A 19,718-nucleotide genomic window follows, 5' to 3' on the forward strand; every position below is an offset into this window, starting at 1 on the left:
GCGTGTAAGTCACATCCGATGATTGAGGAAAGAACTGCGGGTAGCGAGTTTCTAAATCTTTGACTTTTGCCATCGCTCCCCATCTTTCATAGCAATAGTGCGCCTCTTTCATGTAGGTTTGAGCAATCTTTGACCGACGGCGCTCTAGATAAAACTTGGCTGTTAATTCGTAGGCTAACGCTTCTTCTTGAAGATACTCATTATCTTTAGCTCCTTGAATCGCTTGTTCATAGAACTCTTCTGCCTCAAGCAACTCACCCAAAACTCGTGCTGTCTCTGCCTCAACGAGATGATATTTGTGCAGATAGTTCATCGGCGCATGATCTGCCCAGTGCTTCATTTTTTCTTGTCCGACAGCAACTTTTTTGAGAATTTCTGACCGCACTTGAGTACTGCTTCCAGAATAGGTTGCCAGTCTTGCCAAAGAATCATAGAGATAGTACAAAGGCTCAAGGGTTGAGCCAGTTAATCGGATCAAATAAGTTTCTGCTAGGGCTGCGTTTTCAACGGCTTGGGCATATTCAGAAAAGAGGTAGCATAGGAAAAGTTTGTTCAAATGTACAATAAAGAAAGTGCTTCCATCATTTGCAGCTTCATACTGTGGCAGTTCAATCTCCTCGTTGTAGGATTCGCCGATGAGGCGGGTTGAGTCGATCGAACCTCCCATTAAGTTGATGACGACTTGTCGAAATATTTGATTCCAAGTTAGTGCTGTTTCTTGTTTGATGTGATGGATTGCTTCGCCATAGATCACCATATCCCGTTTAACCTCTATGAGTTCTTTTCCATTGACGTAGAATTGACAACAGTGAGTATGAGCACAGTAGGCAGCAGACTCTAAATCTCCAGTTTCTAGCCCAATTTGATAGCCTTCAAGTAATGGCTGCAATAATTCTCTAGTATGTTTTTTCCAGTGAATGATGAAGTCATTGACAATCAGCAATGTTCTAGCTTTGAGTGCGTGATTATGAGACTGTGACAATAGATTTAGAGCAAGCTGTCCAAATTGATAGCCAGTCTCGATATTTCCGATCATTCCACAAAGGATTAACCCAAAGGTGGCATACGCAAAGGGAGACACAAACGCATTACCATACCGGATCGATAAGTTGACTTGTTTAGCCGCAAGCAGAGGTATCAAATTAGAAGCAGCAATTTGGGCAGCGATCGTAATACTGGATAAGATTCGCATCGCCGCTAGCTTGCTCGGTTCAGTCATCTCTGGCAAATCGATCAAGCTCTCAACCTCTTTCTCATTGAAGAGAGCGGTGATTGCATCTAGTTCAAGACGAATATCCGATTGACTGGGCGTTTTAGGAAAATTAATTCCCAGTTGCTCTAACACTTGTAATGCTATATCGATTGCTTTTAAGGGCTGGTTCTGTGCAATATCGATTTGAATTTTGACTTCGTAAACTTTTACAGTTTCGAGAACCGTTTTAGCTTCTTGTAGCACGATCGCTGCCCAGTCTTCTACCTGTTCAAACTCGCCGCACAAGTACGCAACTTCTGTTGTTTCTACAGATAACGCTAAGGTCAAGTCATAGTTGGTTTGCCAGCTAGAGGCTTCTAGCCATTGTCTCCCTGTCGTTAAATAGTTGCTTGCCGTACTATACGCGATCGCCCCTTTTGCTTTCTGACCTGCGATTAAATTCAATCGAGCAATCTCATTACGTTTGGTTTGATCAGAGACAAGCTCAGTTCCATGATTAAGATGATCGACAATCTCAAACAACCGCTCTAATCGCTGTTCTGGCAACGTTTTTTCGAGGAGATTACGACCGATTTGCAGATGAACCACTTGTTTGCACGACTCATCAATCAAGGTATAAGCCGCTTGCTGGACGCGATCGTGCGAAAACTTATACTCTTGAACTAACAAATTCTCATCCAAGTCAGACAAGGGCTGAATTAATCCAGCTTGAATTGCTGCGAGTAAATCTTGGGAAATTGCTTCAGGTAGTTCTTCACAAACAATTGCCAACGTTTCTAAATCAAATTCAGCCCCGACACAAGCCGCTAAACAGAGAAGTTGCTGGGTTGCTTCTGGCAGTTTCTTTAACTGACGCAACAGCAGCTCTACCACATTATCCGTAATATCTTGAGCTTCAATCTCAGCCCGATCCCACTGCCAGTTCAACTGTTTCGCATCAAAAATCAATAAATTTTCGCGATACAGCATCTTCAAAAATTCACTCACAAAGAAAGGGTTGCCCTCGGTTTTAAGTGACACAACCTGGGCGAGGGAACGAACAGTATCAAGACTGCGATGTAGCGTCTCAGTCAGCAATTGACTCAACGGTTTCAACGCTAGGGGAGTTAGAATAATCTCCTGAAGCACTGCCCCTTGATTTCGCAGTCTCTCCAGTGTCGAAATTAATGAATGTGTTGGAGTAACTTCATTATCTCGGTAAGCTCCGATCAAAAATAGATACTGGGTTTGCTCGTCGAGTAAGATCAGTTCGATTAACTTCAGTGTTGCAGAATCAATCCACTGTAGGTCGTCTAAGAAGATAACTAGAGGATGCTGCTTTGAGCAAAATACCCGCACAAACTTTTGGAACGTAAGATTGAAGCGATTCTGCGCTTCTGTGGCTCCCACTTCGGGTACAGGCGGCTGCTTGCCAAGGATCAACTCCACTTCGGGAATGACATCAATGATGACTTGTCCGTTGCTGCCCAAAGCGGTGAGGAGACGCGATCGCCACACTTCCATCTGTTCGTCGGGTTCCCCCAAGAGTTGCTGCACCAATTTTTGCAGGGCATCGACGATCGCACTGTAGGGAACATTGCGCCCAAACTGATCAAACTTACCAGAGATAAAATAGCCGTGCTTTGCCGTGATCGGCTTATAGAGTTCTTGCACTAATGCAGTTTTGCCAACGCCAGCGTAACCAGAAACCAGCATCAGCATTGGCAATGCGTGGGAAACAGATGAAGCGGATGACTGAATCGCACGATGCACAGATTCGTCATCCGCCACAAAATCCGTTACCACTACTCTTTCAAATGCCGCCAGTAACGCTGCAATCTCCGCCTCTCGTCCGTACAGCTTCTGAGGGATACAAAACTGTTCGGAAACATCTTGCAGACACAACGGGATAGAGTCAATTCGCCCAATTTCTGCCAGTTGTTGGGCGCAGCGTTCGAGATCGGTTTTGATTCCCCAAGCACTCTGATAGCGATCCTCCGCATTTTTCGCCATCAGTTTCACAATCAGGTCTGAAACAGGTTGGGGAATTGCAGCGTTCAATTCGTGCGGCGGAATCGGTGGTTTAGCAATGTGGCAGTGGACTAACTCCAGAACATCCTGGGTCGGAAACGGCAACTGTCCCGTCAACAGTTCGTAGAGGGTTACACCCAGCGAGTAGAAATCGGTGCGGTAGTCGAGCATTCGATTCATCCGCCCGGTTTGCTCTGGCGACAGATAGGCAACCGTTCCTTCCAGAAGATGGAGGCTTTTGAACGTGGGATTGGCGCGATCGAAGCGAGTGGCAATGCCAAAATCAATAATTTTGATCACACCCGTATTCGGGTTAAAGACAATGTTGCCAGGATTAATATCTTTATGGATGACATTCGCAGCGTGAATTCTGCCGAGTGTGTCCGTGAGAGCGATCGCCACATCCAGAAAAATCGGCAAGGGCATGGGACAGAAATCAGATTGCTGTCGCATCCAATATTCCAAAGATTCTCCACCAAAGTCTTCCAGGAGAATAACCAGTGTACGCTGATGGTCATGCTGGCTGTATGCCTTGATCACGCCTTCGATGTCAAGGGAGCGAATTATTTCATACTCCTGCCGATAGCGCGTTAATTCCTGAGCAGAGGGATAATCTTGCTTCAGAACTTTGGCAACAACCGCACAAGTATCTTGCTCTCTAATCCCGCGATACACTAGAGAAGCCGGACTCTCATAGATTTTGCTGTGAATGGCGACTCCAGGCAGGGTAATCATTCAACTCTCTCCCGATGAAGCGTTGCGAGCCGTCTCCCAAAGTATACCGCTTGCCAAACTTCAGAAACAGCCTTCATCTACTTTGAAAGATAAAGGTTCCAATTTTGTTTAGCAATTTCAGGATCGGCGGCAACTTGTTCGGCACAGTTGAGACGAAGATGACGATCGCCAAACGGGGCATTTACTAACGAACAATGATGCGGACGATCTGACCCTGGATACTGATTAGGCTGAAAGAATTGACAGGTTACACACATCTTTGCCACCGAAATCTGTCCCTGTTGTTGAAGCTTGCGAATCATTTTGATCAATCCCCGCAGAAAGATGACTTGTTCCTCCTCGGATAGCTCATCCACGGTGTTTAGCAGAAAGTCAGACCAGGACGCTGTTTGTGTTGCGCTCTGCTGTCCTTGAGGGGTTAACGTAAGGGCGATCGCTCGTCCATCTTGAGGCGATCGCGTTTTTTGCACTAACCCTTTCTCAACCAGCGACGTAACCGCATCACTGGCAGTAGCAGCCGTGACTGCAAGATGTTTTGCCACCTCTGACAACCGCATTCCAGCGTTGCCTTTGTCAATCAGAAGTGCCAGGATTTGCCCTTGAGTCGGTGTTAAGCCTTGTTGTCCAGCATCCTGCCAGGACTGACTTTTCAGCGCCAACCCAATTTTTTCTAGCCCAACCAAGATATGTTGCTCGATCGCGCTTGAAGCATCGAAGGGGTTTTCGCTGACATCAACAATTGGGTTTTCAGCGGGAAGGGCTAATTCTGTGTCGCGATCGCGTTGAGTGCTGTCCATGAATACTGACCGTATAAGGCACTAAGTACGTGATTAGCCCCATCAACCAGCGTTCACAGGTCATTTCCTCGCGTAACACAGCACTGCCATGATTCATCGCAAAGAGTAACGATCCGACAACGAGAGCCACTTTTAAGGCAGTGGGTCGCAGGGCTGAATCAGTCCAGACAGTGTACCAAAACTTCAGCGTTTTCAGCATGGCATCCTCTAAGCGGACGAAAAGGCAGATCTTTAAGCGCGATCGTGCCAGTGGCAGCACGGGTGACAGGGTGTTGCCCACAAAACATTACTTGCCTAGTTTCTGGGTCACTCCTTTAACGATGTGAAGGTGTTTTTCGATGCGCTCAATCACTGCTGTTTCACGCATATGCCCAAACCATCCATCTAGCAATTGCAGGTTTTGGTCAACCAGAAGAAAGGTGGGTGTCCCTGGTAAATGATTCAGCGTAAAGGTTGCTGATGTTTGGGTGTGTCGCTGCAAATAAGTGTTCACCTTCTGACGCAGTACGGCTTGCTCTGATGTGGGCAGGCGGTCAAAATCAGGGATTGCTTCAGTCGAAATCTCAATGTTTTCAGATGTTACGAGTGCTGCACCTGTAGTAAATTGATCGACTGCAACGGAAAAGTCGATCGTTTGAGAGTAAAACTCTCCTAATGCTTGCCGAGTTGCTCCAACCAGTTTCATCTCCGTCAGAAGCAACTCTGTATTGGCAGCAGTGTTGTACTGAAAATCTTCAAAAGCCGTTGAGAGTCCCAAGATATTCAAGCCCAACTGACGATACTTCCAATACAACTTGTTGACGAGGGGAAAACCGTAGATGAAACAACCAGGACAGTTGACTTGAAATACAAACAAAAGATTTAGCGCTTGGAGATCAAATGAACCTTGTAAGACACGATCGATCTTGAGTTGAATTTTCATGATGCTAATCGAGTAGGGTTGCCATTGACAGAAATCAAGCGATCGAGCCGAATCTCAGTTCCGTCTTTGAGTTTCAAAAAATCGGCATGGTTCGCAGCATACACATCCACAATCTGATCCTGAACTTCAACGACTTCTCCAGTTCCAGTGTGGTAGGAGATCTGACAAGTTTGCCGCAGCGTTGCCAAGGCTTCTAGCTGATCGTGAAACCCACAGTCCACCAAATAATAGTCATCCATTACCCAATCTCCTTCCAGTAGTTGTTAGCAGCCGCGGTGCCTTTGGCTCACGCTTCGCGTGTTCGTGGCAAACTCAGTGGCAACCGTTTGTCCTACGGCAATCAACATCATGGCATCGTTACCATAAACTTCCCGTAGCTGTTTGCGCTTCTCTTCATCGGGTTGAGTCAGCTTGATAATCAGTCGCGCAGTTTCACGGCTAATTGCCGTCCTTCCTCCGGTGTTTCGGTGATCAACGAGTTGTTAGGAACCAGTGTAATCGTATCCATTTCTGTCCTTCTAATAGGGGTTGACGGTGATTAGATGAAGTCGGGAAACCTGGTCACTAATCAGGTTGACTAATCCGCTATTTCTCGACCGCTGACAAATTCAACTGTTCTGGTGGGTAGCCTGTACCTTCCAGCATTAATTGAGCCACAACTCCATACGCCTCTATCCACGCCTGCTGCACGTCAGAAGTCCAGGCTGTGCCCAGACTTATTTCAAAAGCTTTCAGCAAGCTACTGCCCACCATTGGATAATGTTGCGGCAATACACCGTACCAAGCGTGTCGAGTGCCCAAGCTTTTTAACGTATCGCTTAAAACATCTGGTTTACCCAGGTTATTGACGGTAAAGACGAGAGATTGAAACAGTTGTTTGCGCTGCTTTTCCATATTGGTGTTGGCAAACAAAGGCTGGATTTCTGGATAGTCTGTAAACAGCACTGTGTAAAACTGTTTAGTCACTTCTGAACTGTTCGCTTTAATCTGAGCAAAGCTGCTCTCTAGCAATTCAACATTGAGAGCCATTTAATTTTCTCCGTTATTGAGGTTGCACACTGTAGGGAAGACTTAAATCCCCTGAACTAACGCTGTACGCTTGATAGACACCAACCATAGGGAGTTTTTTGTTTGTGGCATTCACCTGCATATAAACAACAACGCCATCAAACTTGAACTTTGTTTTGGATTGAATGCGTTGAGCCGGAACCAAAACACTGAGCTTGTTACCTTTTAGCAAAACAGGGAAACCAGGAGAATCAAAATACATTGGCATACCGGGATTGGTCGGTGGAAGCACAACAGTTTTGTCAGCTTTGTCGAACTGTTTGACCGATAAGTTACCGGGAACACGATCGTCCTTGACCAGTACGACCCAATGACTATGAAAAATGATGCCATCATCAGCATAGTTCGAGTTGTTGTTCTCATCCCACAGTGGCGTATCATCGAAGTCTGGATGAGATGTAACTGCTAGTGCCAAAATCCCTTCGACCTTCCCAAATCCAGCATCTTCGGGTTTTAGAGTCGTGGGAAAGACGTAGCCTAGCACAGGTGCACCATCAAGGCTACCCTTGGGTTGGGGCAATGTTTTGCCAGCCGTTCCTTTCACAGTTTGCTCGAAAATAAGTAAATCTGCGTCTTTGAGATAGCGAACGCTGGTGCCCAAAATCTCTAGATCCGGTGATTTTGGAGTTGGCACAACTTGAGTAGTCGTTGGTGATGTCACGGATTGAGTCGCAGGACGGGCATCTGCTTTAAGACTGGAATAGAGCATTGTCAACGCGAGGCTTAAACCAATACCGAGCAAAGCAATGAGAAAACGTTTCATCACAACCTCCTGTTGTATGAACGAAGAGCTAAGGCGAATAAAAGTAGTTAAATGCTATGCGTGCATACCGTCAATGCGCTACGGCGGTGATGCCTTTGCGTAGTGTAGAGAAGCATCAATTCCGGCGGAATACAGTTGATTCACTATCAGCAGTAATTAACCTCAGAAACAAAAGTGAGGTATTTTTGCGAAAGCATCGTTGATGGTGAACTGTTTATCGAAAGTAGGCGTGATGCCAAGACCAACAAAGCTGTAAGAAAAACAATCCCATCGCCAGCACGACAACACTAAATACTGACAGTGAGAACACTAGAAAAACATTAACAAATTCCATGAGTCCCTCCAGATTAGAAATAGGCATCTTTAGCATAGGGAGCACACCAAAGCGTCACCTGTAGCGTGATGGATTTGAACCAGGCTTGATACATCTTTTCAACGTCTTCCGCGCTGTGTCCCTTGTTTGACAGAAAAGGCTTGATGGTGGCTGTGATCGGGTAGATGAAGGCAATCAAGTACCGCATCCCAATATGAGGAGCGGCTTCAACGTGATCGGTCTGGTTTTTCTTAGCGTAAGTGTGGCGCAGACCGATTTCCTGCTGATAGTTCAGCCAATCCTGGTCATACGGTCGATTACAGGTGTCTAGAATCCATTGAGCGAAGCGTTTGCGAACAGCACTCAAGTAGTCAGAGTTTGGTTGTCCTGCATTGCTGAAGTAATAAAGTAGATGAGAGTTAGCAGCAACAAAGCCGTACCAAACATCGAGTACCGCAGCAATTTGGTCTTCCAACACGTCTCCTGCCATCCGTAAATATCTTTCATCTTCATCGGTAAACAAAACGGTCTGTTTGAGCAGTTCCAAATCGTTGAGTGTCAACGGTGAATGAGCGGTTTGTTCAGTTCCAAAGGTATAACCTGCGATCGCGTTCATTGATCAATCTCCTTGTCATGAGTGAGTCGTGAATATGTTTGACAGAATGCTTTAAGAGTTGGCTGATCAAGGCATCAGTAGAAAAGAGCCATGATCGCATTTACTTAGGACTCCTAAATAATTACATTTCCATCAGCAGTCTGTCAAGGAAGTTGTGCGAGAATCTTTGCCGAGATGCTTATCCCTCTTTTGTCTAGAAACAAAAGCTAAAAGCCTTGCTATTGTTGCGCTTTGCTCTTTTGTTATTAGAAAGTACAGAGAGCGATCGCACTTTCGCCCAGTGCTACCATTCAAAAGCAACAAGAGGTTGCAATCACTAGCACTGTAATTACAACAGCTAAATAGCATCAGCCTAGAAAGTAAAAGAGAAGCCCATAACCCATTGAAGCTAAATTGAGGCTGATTAACTACCTCTAACTTCATCTACTTGAAGTGTATAAAGTTTGAATGCTTGATGTCTTTCAGATTCTTATGAAGTTGCGAACTTGCTTCGATGTCATTTCTGGGAATTGCTTAAACTGTTGCCTTAAATGACTTCGACTGAGCGGCACGAATTAGCGTTGTTGCTAGTTCTCACCCCAGAGTCGAGAGGCGGAATCAGGATTGACATTTTTAGCGGCACGATTTAGCAAAGTGCGTTGCCAATTCGGTGCTAACAAGGGACAATCTGCCAGTTCAGCCGCTGCTTCTCGATTGTTCAAATCATGGTGCATAATTTGGTTTGCCCGTGTGATCGTCCACTGTGGAAAAGGGCGATTACCCCTTCGGGGAACTGCGTAGCAACCGCGCAATATAAGTTCCATTCCTGCCTCAACCGCGCCTTCTTTCAGTACACGGAAATACCAACCGGTCTGTCCAGTGGATTGAACTTGTAATGCTAGATCCCAGATTCGCCAGCGACGCGACAATTTCCAGTACGGCTGACGAGGTTGGGATATCTGAACCTGAGCTTCACCAATGTCATAGATATCTCCAATACACACCGATGCTTCAGTTTGATCGGTAACGGTAAAATTCTCCCCAAAATCTCCGTAAGAGAGATTAGGCAAATTCAACCGTGCTTGCCAGGAGGGATAGTGTTCAGCCGCATATACCAGCACTGCTTTTTCAACACCGCCATGATGTTTGAGATCGGCTTGACCATCTCCAGCTAAGTTGGTGCTGCCAAGCCAGATCCTCCCTTGAACTGGTTCTTTGAAGAATCCAGTAGACCAGGGGCGATCCATTGGATTGGGTGCATTTGCAACACCAAGCAATTTGGGCAGTCCAACCTGAATCGAAAGGATTTGGGCAACCATTTAGCCCTCCATGTTAGTATCTAATTGATTAGGACTCCTAAATAGTAAAAGAAAACTTGCCTGTATGTCAAGTTATTTTCCTGATTAAAGCTAATCTTCAGCTTTGAGTTTCAGTTAACGAGAACGATTGAAGTGAGATAATGTCTATAATTACTTGGTTCTGGAGAATAGCCAATAATTGCTGTAGTACCTCCCAAAAAAATGCTATCTTGTCTGTCAGGCAATATAATGAAAGTAAGTCGCTTGATATGCAAACTTATGGACAGTTCGATCGACACCCTGCTCAAGTCTGAATTAACCAAACTAGGACAACAGTTACGTGCTTTAAGAACTGAACGAGGTTGGACTTTAAACGAACTGAGCGAACAAGCAGATGTGTCTGAGGCATACTTGTCGCGCTTAGAATGTGGCGAACGACAGCCCTCACTGGCAGTTCTGTTTAACTTGGCACGAGTCTATGGTGTTTCACTGCCCGACCTATTTGGCTCGACTTTAGAAAACTCAAAGCCAGCAATTCCAGAACAAAAAGCTTCTGCGGGTGTTGTCATTCGTGCAGGCGATCGTCTACTTCAAGAAGGCAATGGGCTGCGCTACACTTCCCTCGCTGGCGGGAACCATCTCGCTGATTTGCATCCACTTCGAGTGATCGTACCTGTCGATCGACCCGCAGAACATCATTATCAGCATAGCGGTGAGGAGTGGCTCTATGTTCTCTCCGGTCAGTTAGTTCTGACGCTAGTAGACGAGCAGTTTTTACTCAATCCGGGTGACGCAGCTCATTTTGATGCGTTTCTCCCACACGATATCTCGGCAACCGGAGAGCAAGACGCTGAGATTCTTCTAGTTGCCTGTACGCCCACACGTTCTTTATTGAAAAGTTACCTCTCCGAGAAACAACCATGAGAATTCACTATCTACAGCACGTTCCCTTTGAAAGATTGGGCAGCATTTCGACTTGGATGACTAATCAAAACTATTCGGTATCCTCTACCAGACTCTATGCCGACGATCCCTTACCGACTGTGAATGATTTTGATTGGTTGATCATCCTCGGCGGATCGATGAATATCTATGAGGAGGATCAGTACCCCTGGCTAATCGCAGAAAAACAGTTGATTAAGCAGGCGATCGAGAAAGACAAAATAGTGCTTGGTATTTGTCTAGGAGCACAACTAATCGCGGATGCTCTGGGTTCAAGCGTGTATTTGGGAGAACACAAAGAAATTGGATGGTTTCCAATCAAAACAACAGAAGCCGTTCAGCAATCCAAAGCTCTTGAATTCTTACCTTCTGAATTGACTGTTTTTCATTGGCATGGGGATACGTTTGAGTTGCCAGAGAAAGCTATTCGTCTCGCCTACAGTGAGAGCTGTGCGAATCAAGCATTCCTTTACGGCGACAAGGTGCTTGGCTTGCAATTTCACTTGGAAGTTGAGCCGCAAGGTATACGGCAACTGATTGAGAATAGTGCATCAGAATTAGTTGCAGGAAAGTATGTCCAGAATTCCGAGGAGATGCTTTCCGCAGATAGGAATTTTGCAACAATCAATGCGGTCATGTACCACTTCCTTGAAATGCTCTCATGCCACGATCGCAAAGCTGTTCAGGGTCGTTAGAGCGCATTTCTAAATTAATGATTAAGCTTGCTCCTTGCATTCACCCAGCCGTTGCAGCATGAGTCGAATCATTGATCCCTGAATGATTGCCTCACTCATTTCCGGTAGTAATTCGTAGTCTTTACTCAAACGCCGATTTTGATTGATCCAAGCAAATGTCCGCTCTACCACCCATCGCTTGGGCAGCAGGACAAATCCGGGGTCTGAGCGTTTGACGACTTCGACCGTTGCCCCACAAAGTTGGGCGATCACTCGCGCGAAATTCTCGCCTTGATAGCCTTGATCCACCCAGATGAGCTTCAGGGCTTTAGCTTGTTCTGGCTCCAGGTTATCCACCGTCATCACCCCGCCACGTTGCTCAGAACAGTTAGCATTGACCACGACGACTGCCATCAACATCCCTAACGTGTCCACCAGAATAAACCGCTTGCATCCCTTGATTAATTTACCGCCATCAAACCCGTAGACCTCCCCTTTTTTTCCGTCGTTTTGACGGATTGGCTATCGAGGCTGCCAGCACTCGCTTGCGGTTGTTTCCCTACTGACACCCGCACCTGTTGCCGCAGGGCATCCTGAATTTGCTGCCAAACCCCTTTGCGTTGCCAGCGTCGGAAGTATTTGTATACCGTTTGGTAAGCAGGTAGATCCGTCGGTAAGTCGCTCCAGATGCCGCCGTTGTGAATCTGATAGAAGATCGCATTGAGAATCTCTCGCTGACACACTTGGCGTTTGCGTCCTCGTGCCTTTGGTCGAGGTAACAGAGGTTCCACAATCTCTCATTCACGGTCACTCAAGTCGGTGCTGTAGCGCTTGGCGGCGCGTTCACTTGCACGACGAAATCGGCGCGGCTTCAGAGTTTCTAGCATAACTGCGTTCGGGATAAACGAGGTTTTCTGACCTTGATTCAGTTCACGGTCATGCTCCATCTATTTAAGCTTTTATTTAGAAATGCGTTCTCAGGCTCGATCGTTTGTTTCTACGTTTGTACAATCAATTTGTGCCATGCCTTGAGCGAGGAAGGTACTTGTGGCAGATATTGTGGCTTCATGTTGTTGTAGAAGATCGGAGAGTTGGATTGAGAGCTTCATGGTGAGATCAGAGATAGTACAGTTGCTTTAATTTGGCTAGAGAAAGCGATGCGGCGAGATTCGATTTTTTATAAGTTGTTCAAGCAGCTTCCGGGATTGTTGTTTGAGTTGATTGAGGAAGCGCCGCCTGATGCCGCTCGCTATCGCTTTGATTCGGTGGAAGTCAAGGAGAGTGCGTTTCGGATTGATGGTGTGTTTTTGCCGCCGGATGATGCAGAATCTAAACAGATATTTTTCGCGGAAGTGCAGTTTCAGAAAGACGAAGAACTTTATCGGCGGTTCTTTTCTGAGCTTTTTCTGTTTTTGCGGCGGTCAGAGGTTGCATATGATGATTGGGCGGGAGTGTTGATTTTTGGATCTCGCAGTATGGAGCCAACTTCAGCGACTTGGTATCGATCGTTGTTATCGAGTTCTCAGATTTATTGGGTTTATTTAGATGAGTTGGGCGATTGGCGAGATCAGCCTGTGGAATTGGGGGTGATGTTGTTGACGATCGCTGAAAAATCAGAAGCTCCGGAACAAGCAAGATTCTTAATGAACCGAGGGGCGCAACTGGGAGGACGGAGAGACATAATAGAGCTAGTCAGTACGATCATGGTTTATAAGTTCACTGAATTGAGTCGAGAGGAGGTTGCGGCAATGCTAAATATTCAAGATGTACAAATTGAGCAGACTCGCATATATCAGGAAATTGAGGAACGCCAAGGACGGAATAATCGTGAGGCGATCGTGGTAGAGCTACTGACCGAAAAATTTGGCGAATTGTCTGAGTCTGTCAAAGCACAACTTGCGGCAATGCCAGTCGATAAGTTGAAGAGTTTGACTAAAGCCTTGTTAAATTTCCAAGAATTGGCAGACCTGGAAGCCTGGTTCGCTGCAAATTTGTAAGAGTTATTTTTTGGGCTTGTTTTTGCGAATTTCCCACGCTTCGGGAAAAGTTTCTGGAGTGGTTTGATTTCAGGTGCGAGTTGCTATCGCTTTATTGAGTCCAAGCGCTACACATTGGGCTTTGGCTTTCTGCAACAGTGGGTGATCTTTGCTGAGGGCTTTGTGCCAGATGACGATTTCTTTGCCTTGGTCGCGGAACTGGTCGATCACAAATTCAGGTGGGTCGCCTGCGGTGTAGTAGGAAGGTCGATTCGCTCCGCGAAGTTCCAAAGGATTGTCGCAGAAGATTTGGAAGAAGTGCGATCTATATGAATGCTTTGGGCAACAAGGTTTAGCCATTGGTTTTCGGGTGGGGTTTTCTTGGTGTAAGTCATTGTTCTAAGTTGAGGTGAGCCGTAAGCTACCAGACGATCGCTAGATCGAGGACAAATCCCGGTAAAACGTCTTCGCCAGATAGGTGGGTTGGGTCTTCTAAAATTTCAACGAGCTGTCCGATGCGATAGATTTCGATTCTGCGCGTTTTACGGTCGATCAACCAGCCGAGGCGGACTCCGTTTTCGATGTATTCTTGCAGTTTGGTTTGGGTTTCTTCGAGGGTATCAGAAGGGGACATGAGTTCGAGGACAAAATCAGGTGAGATTGGGGGAAATTTCTCTTTTTGCTCTGGGGTGAGTGCGTTCCAACGGGCATGAGCAATCCAGGCGACATCGGGTGAACGGGTTGCGCCGTTGGGCAGTTTGAAGCCAGTGGAGGAATCGAAGCAGACTCCTAGACCAGCTTGGCGATTCCAGATGGCGAAGTTGGCTCCGATTTCAAAGTTACGATTTCCGGTTTCTCCGCCTGTGGGTGACATAATGCTGATTTTTCCGTTTGCGTTGCGTTCAAATTTGACATCGGGATTTGCCCGACAGAGTTGATAAAACTGCTCGTCGGTAAGGTCGATGATGGGTTTGAGATTGAAGGTGTGGTTGACCATTGTTTTCTAGGTGTAAGCAGTTATTCAAGTAAATGAATCTGTGAAAAGGCGGTGTGAACTTTGTTAAATAAGCGTCGATCGCACGTCCATAATTCAGCGTTTAAGCGTTCTGCGAGGGCGAGATAGTGAGCGTCATAGGTCGCGGGTAAACTATTTTCTTGTGCTAAGACAAGCGATCGCTGATGCAGTTCGTTGTCTTGGTAAAGGGTGATTGGTAGGGTGAAGACGGCTTGGAGGAGTTGAGAGGATTCTTCGAGCGTGAGCGTGTTGGCGACGACATATCGATACAGCGCGTTGGTGACTTCGTAGAGAAAGAGTGAAGGGGCGACAAGGGTAACTTCAGCCTCTAGCCATTGTTGCCAAAGTGCGGAATAGGTGGGGTTTGTCGCGGGCGATATTGTGATCAGGCGAACGACAAAGCTGGTATCGACGCAAATTGTGGTCATGTTACGGGTTCAGTGGGTTGGGGTTGGGAAAACACGTTTCCATTAGTTGTCGATCGCGTTCTTCCCGCATTTGATGAATTTGGTCGGTGATATCGTCGCTAGAGAGATTGAGGGGGACTCCACCACGTCTAGCAGTGATTTGCTCGTGGATTTGGGCAAGGTCTCGCTGGATGGCTTGCCAGGGTTTTTGACGATCGAGCCGTTGTTCTAGTAGCTGGCGTTCTTCGTCGTTGAGGGATTGAATGATTTGAACGAGGGAGTTGACGAGTTGGGTGTTCATATTATTGAGTATCTATTTGCTAAACATTTTATCCCAGGCGGCTAGGACGAGTTTTTGGGTGCGGTATTCGCCGTGGGCACCTCGAAAAATTTAATCTGAGGGTCTTAGATTGAGACAGGTATGAGATCCTAGAAATAGGAAAGCGATAGAGTGAATTTCAATGAGACAACCAGGCTTTTGGGATTGGGAAGAGCGCCAAAGTAAACTAAATCAGAAGAAGGATTTATTGGTTCGTCTCAACGAGATCATGACTTGGGAAACATTTCGTCCCTTACTAGAGCAGATTCATGACAAACCGCGCAAGAATAAGGCTGGACGCAAGCCGATTGATGTTGTTGTGATGTTTAAGCTGTTGGTATTGCAGCAGTTGTACAACATTAGTGATGAAGAATTAGAGTACCAAGTTAGTGACCGATTGTCGAGTTAGTGACCGATTGTCGTTCATGCAGTTTCTTGGCTTTGGTTTGTCAGATGACATACCAGATGCCACAACGGTGTGGTTGTTCCGCAAACAATTGAGCGAGCAGGAATTGATTGAACCGCTCTTTAAGCAATTCGAGGACTATCTCATTGAGCAAGGCTATGCAGCTCAGGGTGGACAAATTGTCGATGCCACGTTGATTCCCGTGCCCAAACAGCATAACAGCGATGACGAGAACAAACAAATCAAGCAAGGAGAAGTTCCTCAATCGTGGCAAGACAAACCGCACAAACGCTCCCAGAAGGACACGGATGCCCGCTGGACAAAAAAGGGCGGTAAGAGCTACTTCGGCTATAAAGACCACATTTGTATTGATGCCGAACACGGCTTGATTCGGCGCTATGCCGTGACGGATGCATCGGTGCATGATTCTCAAGTGCTGGGGCAATTACTGGACGAAGATAACGAGAGCGATCTGATTTGGGCCGACAGTGCTTACCGCTCTGAGGCAATTGAGGAAGTTCTGGAACTGATTGGGTTTGAAAGTCAGATTCATGAGCGAGGCTATCGCAATCATCCCTTAAGCGAGGCGCAGCAGCAATCCAATCGCACCAAGTCCAAAACTCGCATCAAAGTCGAGCATGTCTTTGGCACTTGGGTGATGCAGATGGGAGGCAAACTGGTGCGTTCCATTGGCATGGTGCAGGCAAAGGCACAATTGGGACTCAAGAACTTGACCGATAACTTGCTGCGTTACACCTTCTTGGAAACCACAGCAGTTCGTTAGGGGCAACCGCTAGGCGGAACCTGCCGATTCAACCTGCACTGATGGAACTATTGAGTTAATGATCTAAGAAATTAGAGTTCTAAGTCGAAACTTTTTGTCTCATTTGAGATCCCATCTCACCCAAAACCAATTAATCGAGGTGCCCTCAGGCTTTAACAACCCCAACAGCGATAAAAACCCTTCTTCAATCCCGCTGTGCGGCGTTGCGGTCAGCAATAAGAGATGGCGTTCAGCTTTAGCCGCGACATCCTGCACGAGTTGATGCCGCTGCTGTTGGGCAGCACTTTGTCCACCCGGACGAGTACAAGTATGCGCTTCATCCACAATCACAAAATCCGGGCAGTGTGCAATAAAACTCGCTCGTCGCCGCTCTGATTTGGCATAGTCCAAGCTCACAATCATATGGCGATAGTACCGAAAGATATGCTGATCTCCAGACGGCAACTGTCGTTCTAGTTTAGAAACCGTTCCAGATCGCACCACTACTGCATCAATGTTAAATTTATCCCGCAGTTCTCGCTGCCATTGATCGCACCAGTGGGGTGGACACAGCACCGCAATTCGTTGGATTTCGCCTCGATCGAGCAATTCCCGCGCAATCAATCCAGCCTCGATCGTCTTGCCGATGCCCACATCATCTGAAATCAACAGTCGCACCGTCTCCAACCGCAACGCCATCAGGAGCGGCACAACTTGATAAGGACGCGGACGCAGCGGTAAGCGACCGAGCGATCGAAACGGGCCCGCACTACTCCGCAAACTCAGCCGCGCCGCATCCATCAGCATTAAGGCTGCCAATTGATCCTGCACATTGCTCGGCTGAGGAGTCGGAAAATTTGCCGATGCTAATGCGTCCAAGTCTAGAGGATCATAAATGCCGCACACTTCATCCTCGTCACCGCTCAACGGACGTAATCGAATAATTTTTGCTTGACCCGACGGGAGAACAATCCATTGGCGATCGCGGCAGGTCACAACAGAGCCGGGGGTATAAATTGTCATGGGCAGTTAACACCTAGAGATTGACGGACGCATCTCAATTATTCATCCCCACTATCGTAAATCCGGCTCAGTGCGTCCTGTAAATCTCGCACCTGCCTCTTAATTTCATTGTTTGATTAAGAACAATGGGAGCCATGTGTTTTCTGACAAACTGAAGCATGGGGGCGCGATCGCAGGAAACTACACAAATCATATTTGGAACCGTTTTGTCATTGATTTGAAGCTGAACCGCATTGGCAATCAGAAAAATCAACCGCCCCATTTTTTGCAAATCCTGCCGAACGAAGCCGTAGGAATATCGAATGGTGTCTGAGTTCAAACGATGAGTAATCAGCCAGCCCACTACCTGTCCCTAATACCGCAACCCCACGCTATTCAACGGCTCCAAGTTCTCTTCGGGCTGGAAGGGATATAGATCTCTGGGAATCTAGGGAGAAGTAGACTGTGATCGCCCAATGGCTTGACACTCATCCGTTGTAATGTCCTGCCAGGGAAAGATCTCATAAGCTGCTGGCAAGGTTTTTCGCCGTATCCAGGGGGCGTTCGCGAACGTTTCAGTGGTCGATCGACAGACCCACATTCGAGATTGCGGCGGTGTCCAGTTGGCGTTTTGCAGCAGCCGTTCTAATGCTGGCGTGGTGGGCTGTCCGGTGGTGTAAACCAAATCAGCCTGGTCGCAACCCCGCACCCTTAATTCTGCTGCTAATTGAGTTAGTAATGCAGTCCCTGTGCCCTGCTGACGGTGAGTTGGCTTTACAAAAATCGAGAGGAGCGAGCGTTGCCGATCGTCCATCGGGATGAATCTCTGCCAGCGCTAGTCCGATCGCCTGATTGTTAGTATCAGCAGCGGCGATCACGACGGTCGAGGGTGCAAATTTTGGGGCTTGTAATCGCGATTGGTAGAGTGGAAAGGTGAAAGACTGATAGGCGATCGCAGCAAAGGCATTATCCAGACACTTGAATGTGTACATTTCAGAATGGCTTCCTAATATCCAACTGTGTTCTCAGGGTTTTAATGAACTGAACGAATACCAATGTTGCGATCGGGAGCAACGATTACTTAGTGAGGCAAACGTTAATAACCCCAATAAGTAGCGGAATCACTCTTTCTCAATTGATCAAAGTTGTTAGATGTACCTAACGGCAATTTTTCAACAAGTCCACTGCACCAAAGTTGCGCCAACATTCGGGTTCCAGTTTGCGACCGAGAGGCACTTACCACTGTTGTAGTTCACTAACTGAAACTCACGAGGCCCTCCTCGGAAATACCACTTTTGATCATTTCCGCCATAACCATCCCACAGTCCGACCCATCCCCCGTCAGCGGTCGTTTGAGTCATAATACTGAGATACTTACTTTTCGCCTGACGGATATAATAAGTGTATCCATCACCAGTGGGGCTAATAGACCAATTCAAGGAACCGTTACAGGATTGTAGAATGGGAATTGTGCCATTTTTCGCGAACTCACTGCCACTCAAGCACAGCCCACTGAAGTAGCTACGAATTGTTGTAGTACCCCTATCCGTGGCATCAAAATACCACAGTTGGTTTGGGGATGCAGCTTGAGCGGGTAGACCCATTAATAGCGTCATGAGAGATGTGTAAAGTACGATCGCGCCCTGTACTTTTCGTTTTAGCGTGATGTAGCTCATTGGTTTACCTCAAAGAAGTCGAGTTTTTTTGAACATCAGATTCAGCTTGTCTGAGATCTATTTGATCCAAACTTGTACTGAAACTGTCATACGTGAAGTGAATTTGAATCACAGCAATCGAAACTGATGCAGTTGGCTAATGTGAGCAACTGAAAATAGGTGTAGGGACTAAGACGGGCTTTTACCAGAGTCCATCTGCCAGATCCGGTTCAACCGTTGAATTTGCCGCTGCACAACCATAGTTCGGTGTGTTCCATGATCGTGCAGACTACAACAATCGGAAGCGCGATCGCCCTTTTGTTCCATTTTACTCGCTGATCTTACTGACTTGGCATCCTCCTTCGTTACCGCAGGTGGAGATCCAGTTGTTGCACGCCCACTCAGCATCCTCTTTCTGATGACTCCACCAGATTTGGGCATCTCCAACAGATTTGCCCTTGTTGTAGCAAGTCCAGGTGCTAATCTTACTATTACTACTTTTTGGATTGCCACTAGGATCTAAACGGGTGCTAGAGGCAGTCAGCCCAAATCCTCCTGGGCCTGTAACTCCAAGGTTCCTATTGCCATCACCCCCTAATGCCGACCATCCTAGATAAGCAACTACTACAATCCCTACAATCCCTAATACGTTCTTAGTATTCATGAGCGGGTACCTCTGTGTTGTTGTGTACATCAAATCAAACGGAAATTTGCGACACCCAACATTTTTGAAACGTTGGGTTGTGCTGTCTGTAATGTGATTAAGACGGGTTCTTGCTGGAGCTTAACTGCCTAGCCGATTCAACTGTTGAATTTACCGCCGCAGAACCGTAGCGCGGTTCGGT

At 46.8% G+C, this 19,718-nt stretch carries 25 protein-coding genes and 1 pseudogene; 5 read left to right on the top strand and 21 right to left on the bottom strand.

Features of this window, described 5'->3' with window-relative positions; genetic code table 11:
• From ACKFKF_RS13730 to ACKFKF_RS13780, 11 genes are all read right to left on the bottom strand, one after another.
• On the bottom strand, positions 1-3,958 hold a 3,958-nt coding region (locus ACKFKF_RS13730), incomplete at its 3' end, for an ATP-binding protein (protein ID WP_446868218.1).
• A gap of 77 nt (positions 3,959-4,035) precedes the next feature.
• Positions 4,036-4,755, bottom strand: a complete 720-nt coding sequence (locus tag ACKFKF_RS13735) for a MarR family transcriptional regulator (RefSeq protein ID WP_446868219.1) — start codon at positions 4,753-4,755, stop codon at positions 4,036-4,038.
• Complete coding sequence (gene nrtS, locus ACKFKF_RS13740) at positions 4,706-5,035, bottom strand: nitrate/nitrite transporter NrtS (RefSeq protein ID WP_446868220.1); 330 nt, start codon at positions 5,033-5,035, stop codon at positions 4,706-4,708. Before nrtS ends, ACKFKF_RS13735 begins: the two co-directional genes overlap by 50 nt.
• Positions 5,036-5,041: 6 nt before the next feature.
• On the bottom strand, positions 5,042-5,677 hold the full coding sequence (locus ACKFKF_RS13745) for a hypothetical protein (RefSeq protein WP_446868221.1): 636 nt from the start codon (positions 5,675-5,677) through the stop codon (positions 5,042-5,044).
• A complete protein-coding gene (locus ACKFKF_RS13750; RefSeq protein ID WP_446868222.1) occupies positions 5,674-5,916 on the bottom strand; it encodes a hypothetical protein in 243 nt (80 codons plus the stop codon). The genes ACKFKF_RS13745 and ACKFKF_RS13750 overlap by 4 nt, the downstream gene beginning before the upstream one ends.
• A gap of 24 nt (positions 5,917-5,940) precedes the next feature.
• On the bottom strand, positions 5,941-6,120 hold the full coding sequence (locus ACKFKF_RS13755) for a hexameric tyrosine-coordinated heme protein (protein WP_446868263.1): 180 nt from the start codon (positions 6,118-6,120) through the stop codon (positions 5,941-5,943).
• The gene (locus ACKFKF_RS13760) at positions 6,096-6,185 is read right to left on the bottom strand and encodes a hexameric tyrosine-coordinated heme protein (RefSeq protein WP_446868223.1); all 90 of its coding nucleotides are present in this window, start codon (positions 6,183-6,185) and stop codon (positions 6,096-6,098) included. The genes ACKFKF_RS13755 and ACKFKF_RS13760 overlap by 25 nt, the downstream gene beginning before the upstream one ends.
• 77 nt (positions 6,186-6,262) lie before the next feature.
• Positions 6,263-6,706, bottom strand: coding sequence for a globin family protein (locus ACKFKF_RS13765; RefSeq protein WP_446868224.1), 444 nt, complete (start codon positions 6,704-6,706; stop codon positions 6,263-6,265).
• Positions 6,707-6,719: 13 nt separating this feature from the next.
• Positions 6,720-7,508, bottom strand: coding sequence for a hypothetical protein (locus ACKFKF_RS13770; RefSeq protein ID WP_446868225.1), 789 nt, complete (start codon positions 7,506-7,508; stop codon positions 6,720-6,722).
• 347 nt (positions 7,509-7,855) lie between these two features.
• Complete coding sequence (locus ACKFKF_RS13775; protein ID WP_446868226.1) at positions 7,856-8,437, bottom strand: protoglobin domain-containing protein; 582 nt, start codon at positions 8,435-8,437, stop codon at positions 7,856-7,858.
• A 566-nt stretch (positions 8,438-9,003) separates the two neighbouring features.
• Complete coding sequence (locus tag ACKFKF_RS13780; protein WP_446868227.1) at positions 9,004-9,735, bottom strand: MOSC domain-containing protein; 732 nt, start codon at positions 9,733-9,735, stop codon at positions 9,004-9,006.
• A gap of 258 nt (positions 9,736-9,993) precedes the next feature.
• Here ACKFKF_RS13780 and ACKFKF_RS13785 point away from each other — a divergent pair, with 258 nt between their 5' ends.
• Positions 9,994-10,638, top strand: coding sequence for a helix-turn-helix domain-containing protein (locus ACKFKF_RS13785; RefSeq protein WP_446868228.1), 645 nt, complete (start codon positions 9,994-9,996; stop codon positions 10,636-10,638).
• A gap of 56 nt (positions 10,639-10,694) precedes the next feature.
• The gene (locus tag ACKFKF_RS13790) at positions 10,695-11,351 is read left to right on the top strand and encodes a type 1 glutamine amidotransferase (protein ID WP_446868229.1); all 657 of its coding nucleotides are present in this window, start codon (positions 10,695-10,697) and stop codon (positions 11,349-11,351) included.
• A 21-nt stretch (positions 11,352-11,372) separates the two neighbouring features.
• On the opposite strand, the gene ACKFKF_RS13795 is transcribed toward ACKFKF_RS13790, so the two are convergent.
• Positions 11,373-12,124, bottom strand: a protein-coding gene (locus ACKFKF_RS13795; protein ID WP_446868264.1) for an IS5 family transposase whose coding sequence is annotated in 2 segments (ribosomal slippage) — positions 11,373-11,833 and positions 11,833-12,124 — 753 coding nt in all. Because the reading frame shifts where the segments join, the coding sequence is not laid out codon by codon here.
• A 363-nt stretch (positions 12,125-12,487) separates the two neighbouring features.
• On the opposite strand from ACKFKF_RS13795, the gene ACKFKF_RS13800 reads away from it, so the two are divergent.
• On the top strand, positions 12,488-13,327 hold the full coding sequence (locus ACKFKF_RS13800) for an Rpn family recombination-promoting nuclease/putative transposase (protein WP_446868230.1): 840 nt from the start codon (positions 12,488-12,490) through the stop codon (positions 13,325-13,327).
• 69 nt (positions 13,328-13,396) lie between these two features.
• Here ACKFKF_RS13800 and ACKFKF_RS13805 read toward each other — a convergent pair whose 3' ends face one another.
• The 4 genes from ACKFKF_RS13805 to ACKFKF_RS13820 all read right to left on the bottom strand — a co-directional run bounded on the left by ACKFKF_RS13805 (position 13,397) and on the right by ACKFKF_RS13820 (position 15,029).
• Positions 13,397-13,597 carry a hypothetical protein gene (locus ACKFKF_RS13805; RefSeq protein WP_446868231.1) on the bottom strand — a complete coding sequence of 67 codons (201 nt, stop codon included), beginning with the start codon at positions 13,595-13,597 and terminating at the stop codon, positions 13,397-13,399.
• A 130-nt stretch (positions 13,598-13,727) separates the two neighbouring features.
• Positions 13,728-14,303 carry a Uma2 family endonuclease gene (locus ACKFKF_RS13810; RefSeq protein WP_446868232.1) on the bottom strand — a complete coding sequence of 192 codons (576 nt, stop codon included), beginning with the start codon at positions 14,301-14,303 and terminating at the stop codon, positions 13,728-13,730.
• Positions 14,304-14,323: 20 nt separating this feature from the next.
• Entirely contained in the window at positions 14,324-14,749 is a 426-nt protein-coding gene (locus ACKFKF_RS13815) for a type II toxin-antitoxin system VapC family toxin (RefSeq protein WP_446862683.1), read from the bottom strand.
• A 1-nt stretch (position 14,750) separates the two neighbouring features.
• The gene (locus ACKFKF_RS13820; protein ID WP_446862682.1) at positions 14,751-15,029 is read right to left on the bottom strand and encodes a hypothetical protein; all 279 of its coding nucleotides are present in this window, start codon (positions 15,027-15,029) and stop codon (positions 14,751-14,753) included.
• Between the two features lie 160 nt (positions 15,030-15,189).
• Between ACKFKF_RS13820 and ACKFKF_RS13825 the strand changes: the two are divergent.
• Positions 15,190-16,237: pseudogene (locus ACKFKF_RS13825) on the top strand (IS5 family transposase).
• Positions 16,238-16,336: 99 nt separating this feature from the next.
• On the opposite strand, the gene ACKFKF_RS13830 reads toward ACKFKF_RS13825, so the two are convergent.
• Entirely contained in the window at positions 16,337-17,239 is a 903-nt protein-coding gene (locus ACKFKF_RS13830; RefSeq protein WP_446868233.1) for a DEAD/DEAH box helicase, read from the bottom strand.
• A 136-nt stretch (positions 17,240-17,375) separates the two neighbouring features.
• On the opposite strand from ACKFKF_RS13830, the gene ACKFKF_RS13835 reads away from it, so the two are divergent.
• A complete protein-coding gene (locus tag ACKFKF_RS13835) occupies positions 17,376-17,552 on the top strand; it encodes a hypothetical protein (protein ID WP_446861661.1) in 177 nt (58 codons plus the stop codon).
• Between the two features lie 114 nt (positions 17,553-17,666).
• Here ACKFKF_RS13835 and ACKFKF_RS13840 read toward each other — a convergent pair whose 3' ends face one another.
• The 4 genes from ACKFKF_RS13840 to ACKFKF_RS13855 all read right to left on the bottom strand — a co-directional run bounded on the left by ACKFKF_RS13840 (position 17,667) and on the right by ACKFKF_RS13855 (position 19,537).
• On the bottom strand, positions 17,667-18,002 hold the full coding sequence (locus tag ACKFKF_RS13840; RefSeq protein ID WP_446868265.1) for a GNAT family N-acetyltransferase: 336 nt from the start codon (positions 18,000-18,002) through the stop codon (positions 17,667-17,669).
• Complete coding sequence (locus tag ACKFKF_RS13845; protein ID WP_446868266.1) at positions 17,905-18,210, bottom strand: hypothetical protein; 306 nt, start codon at positions 18,208-18,210, stop codon at positions 17,905-17,907. Before ACKFKF_RS13845 ends, ACKFKF_RS13840 begins: the two co-directional genes overlap by 98 nt.
• 180 nt (positions 18,211-18,390) lie before the next feature.
• Complete coding sequence (locus tag ACKFKF_RS13850) at positions 18,391-18,894, bottom strand: RICIN domain-containing protein (protein ID WP_446868234.1); 504 nt, start codon at positions 18,892-18,894, stop codon at positions 18,391-18,393.
• Between the two features lie 307 nt (positions 18,895-19,201).
• Complete coding sequence (locus tag ACKFKF_RS13855) at positions 19,202-19,537, bottom strand: hypothetical protein (protein ID WP_446868235.1); 336 nt, start codon at positions 19,535-19,537, stop codon at positions 19,202-19,204.
• Between the last annotated feature and the right edge of the window lie 181 nt (positions 19,538-19,718).

It is taken from the genome of Phormidesmis sp. 146-12, assembly GCF_052939495.1.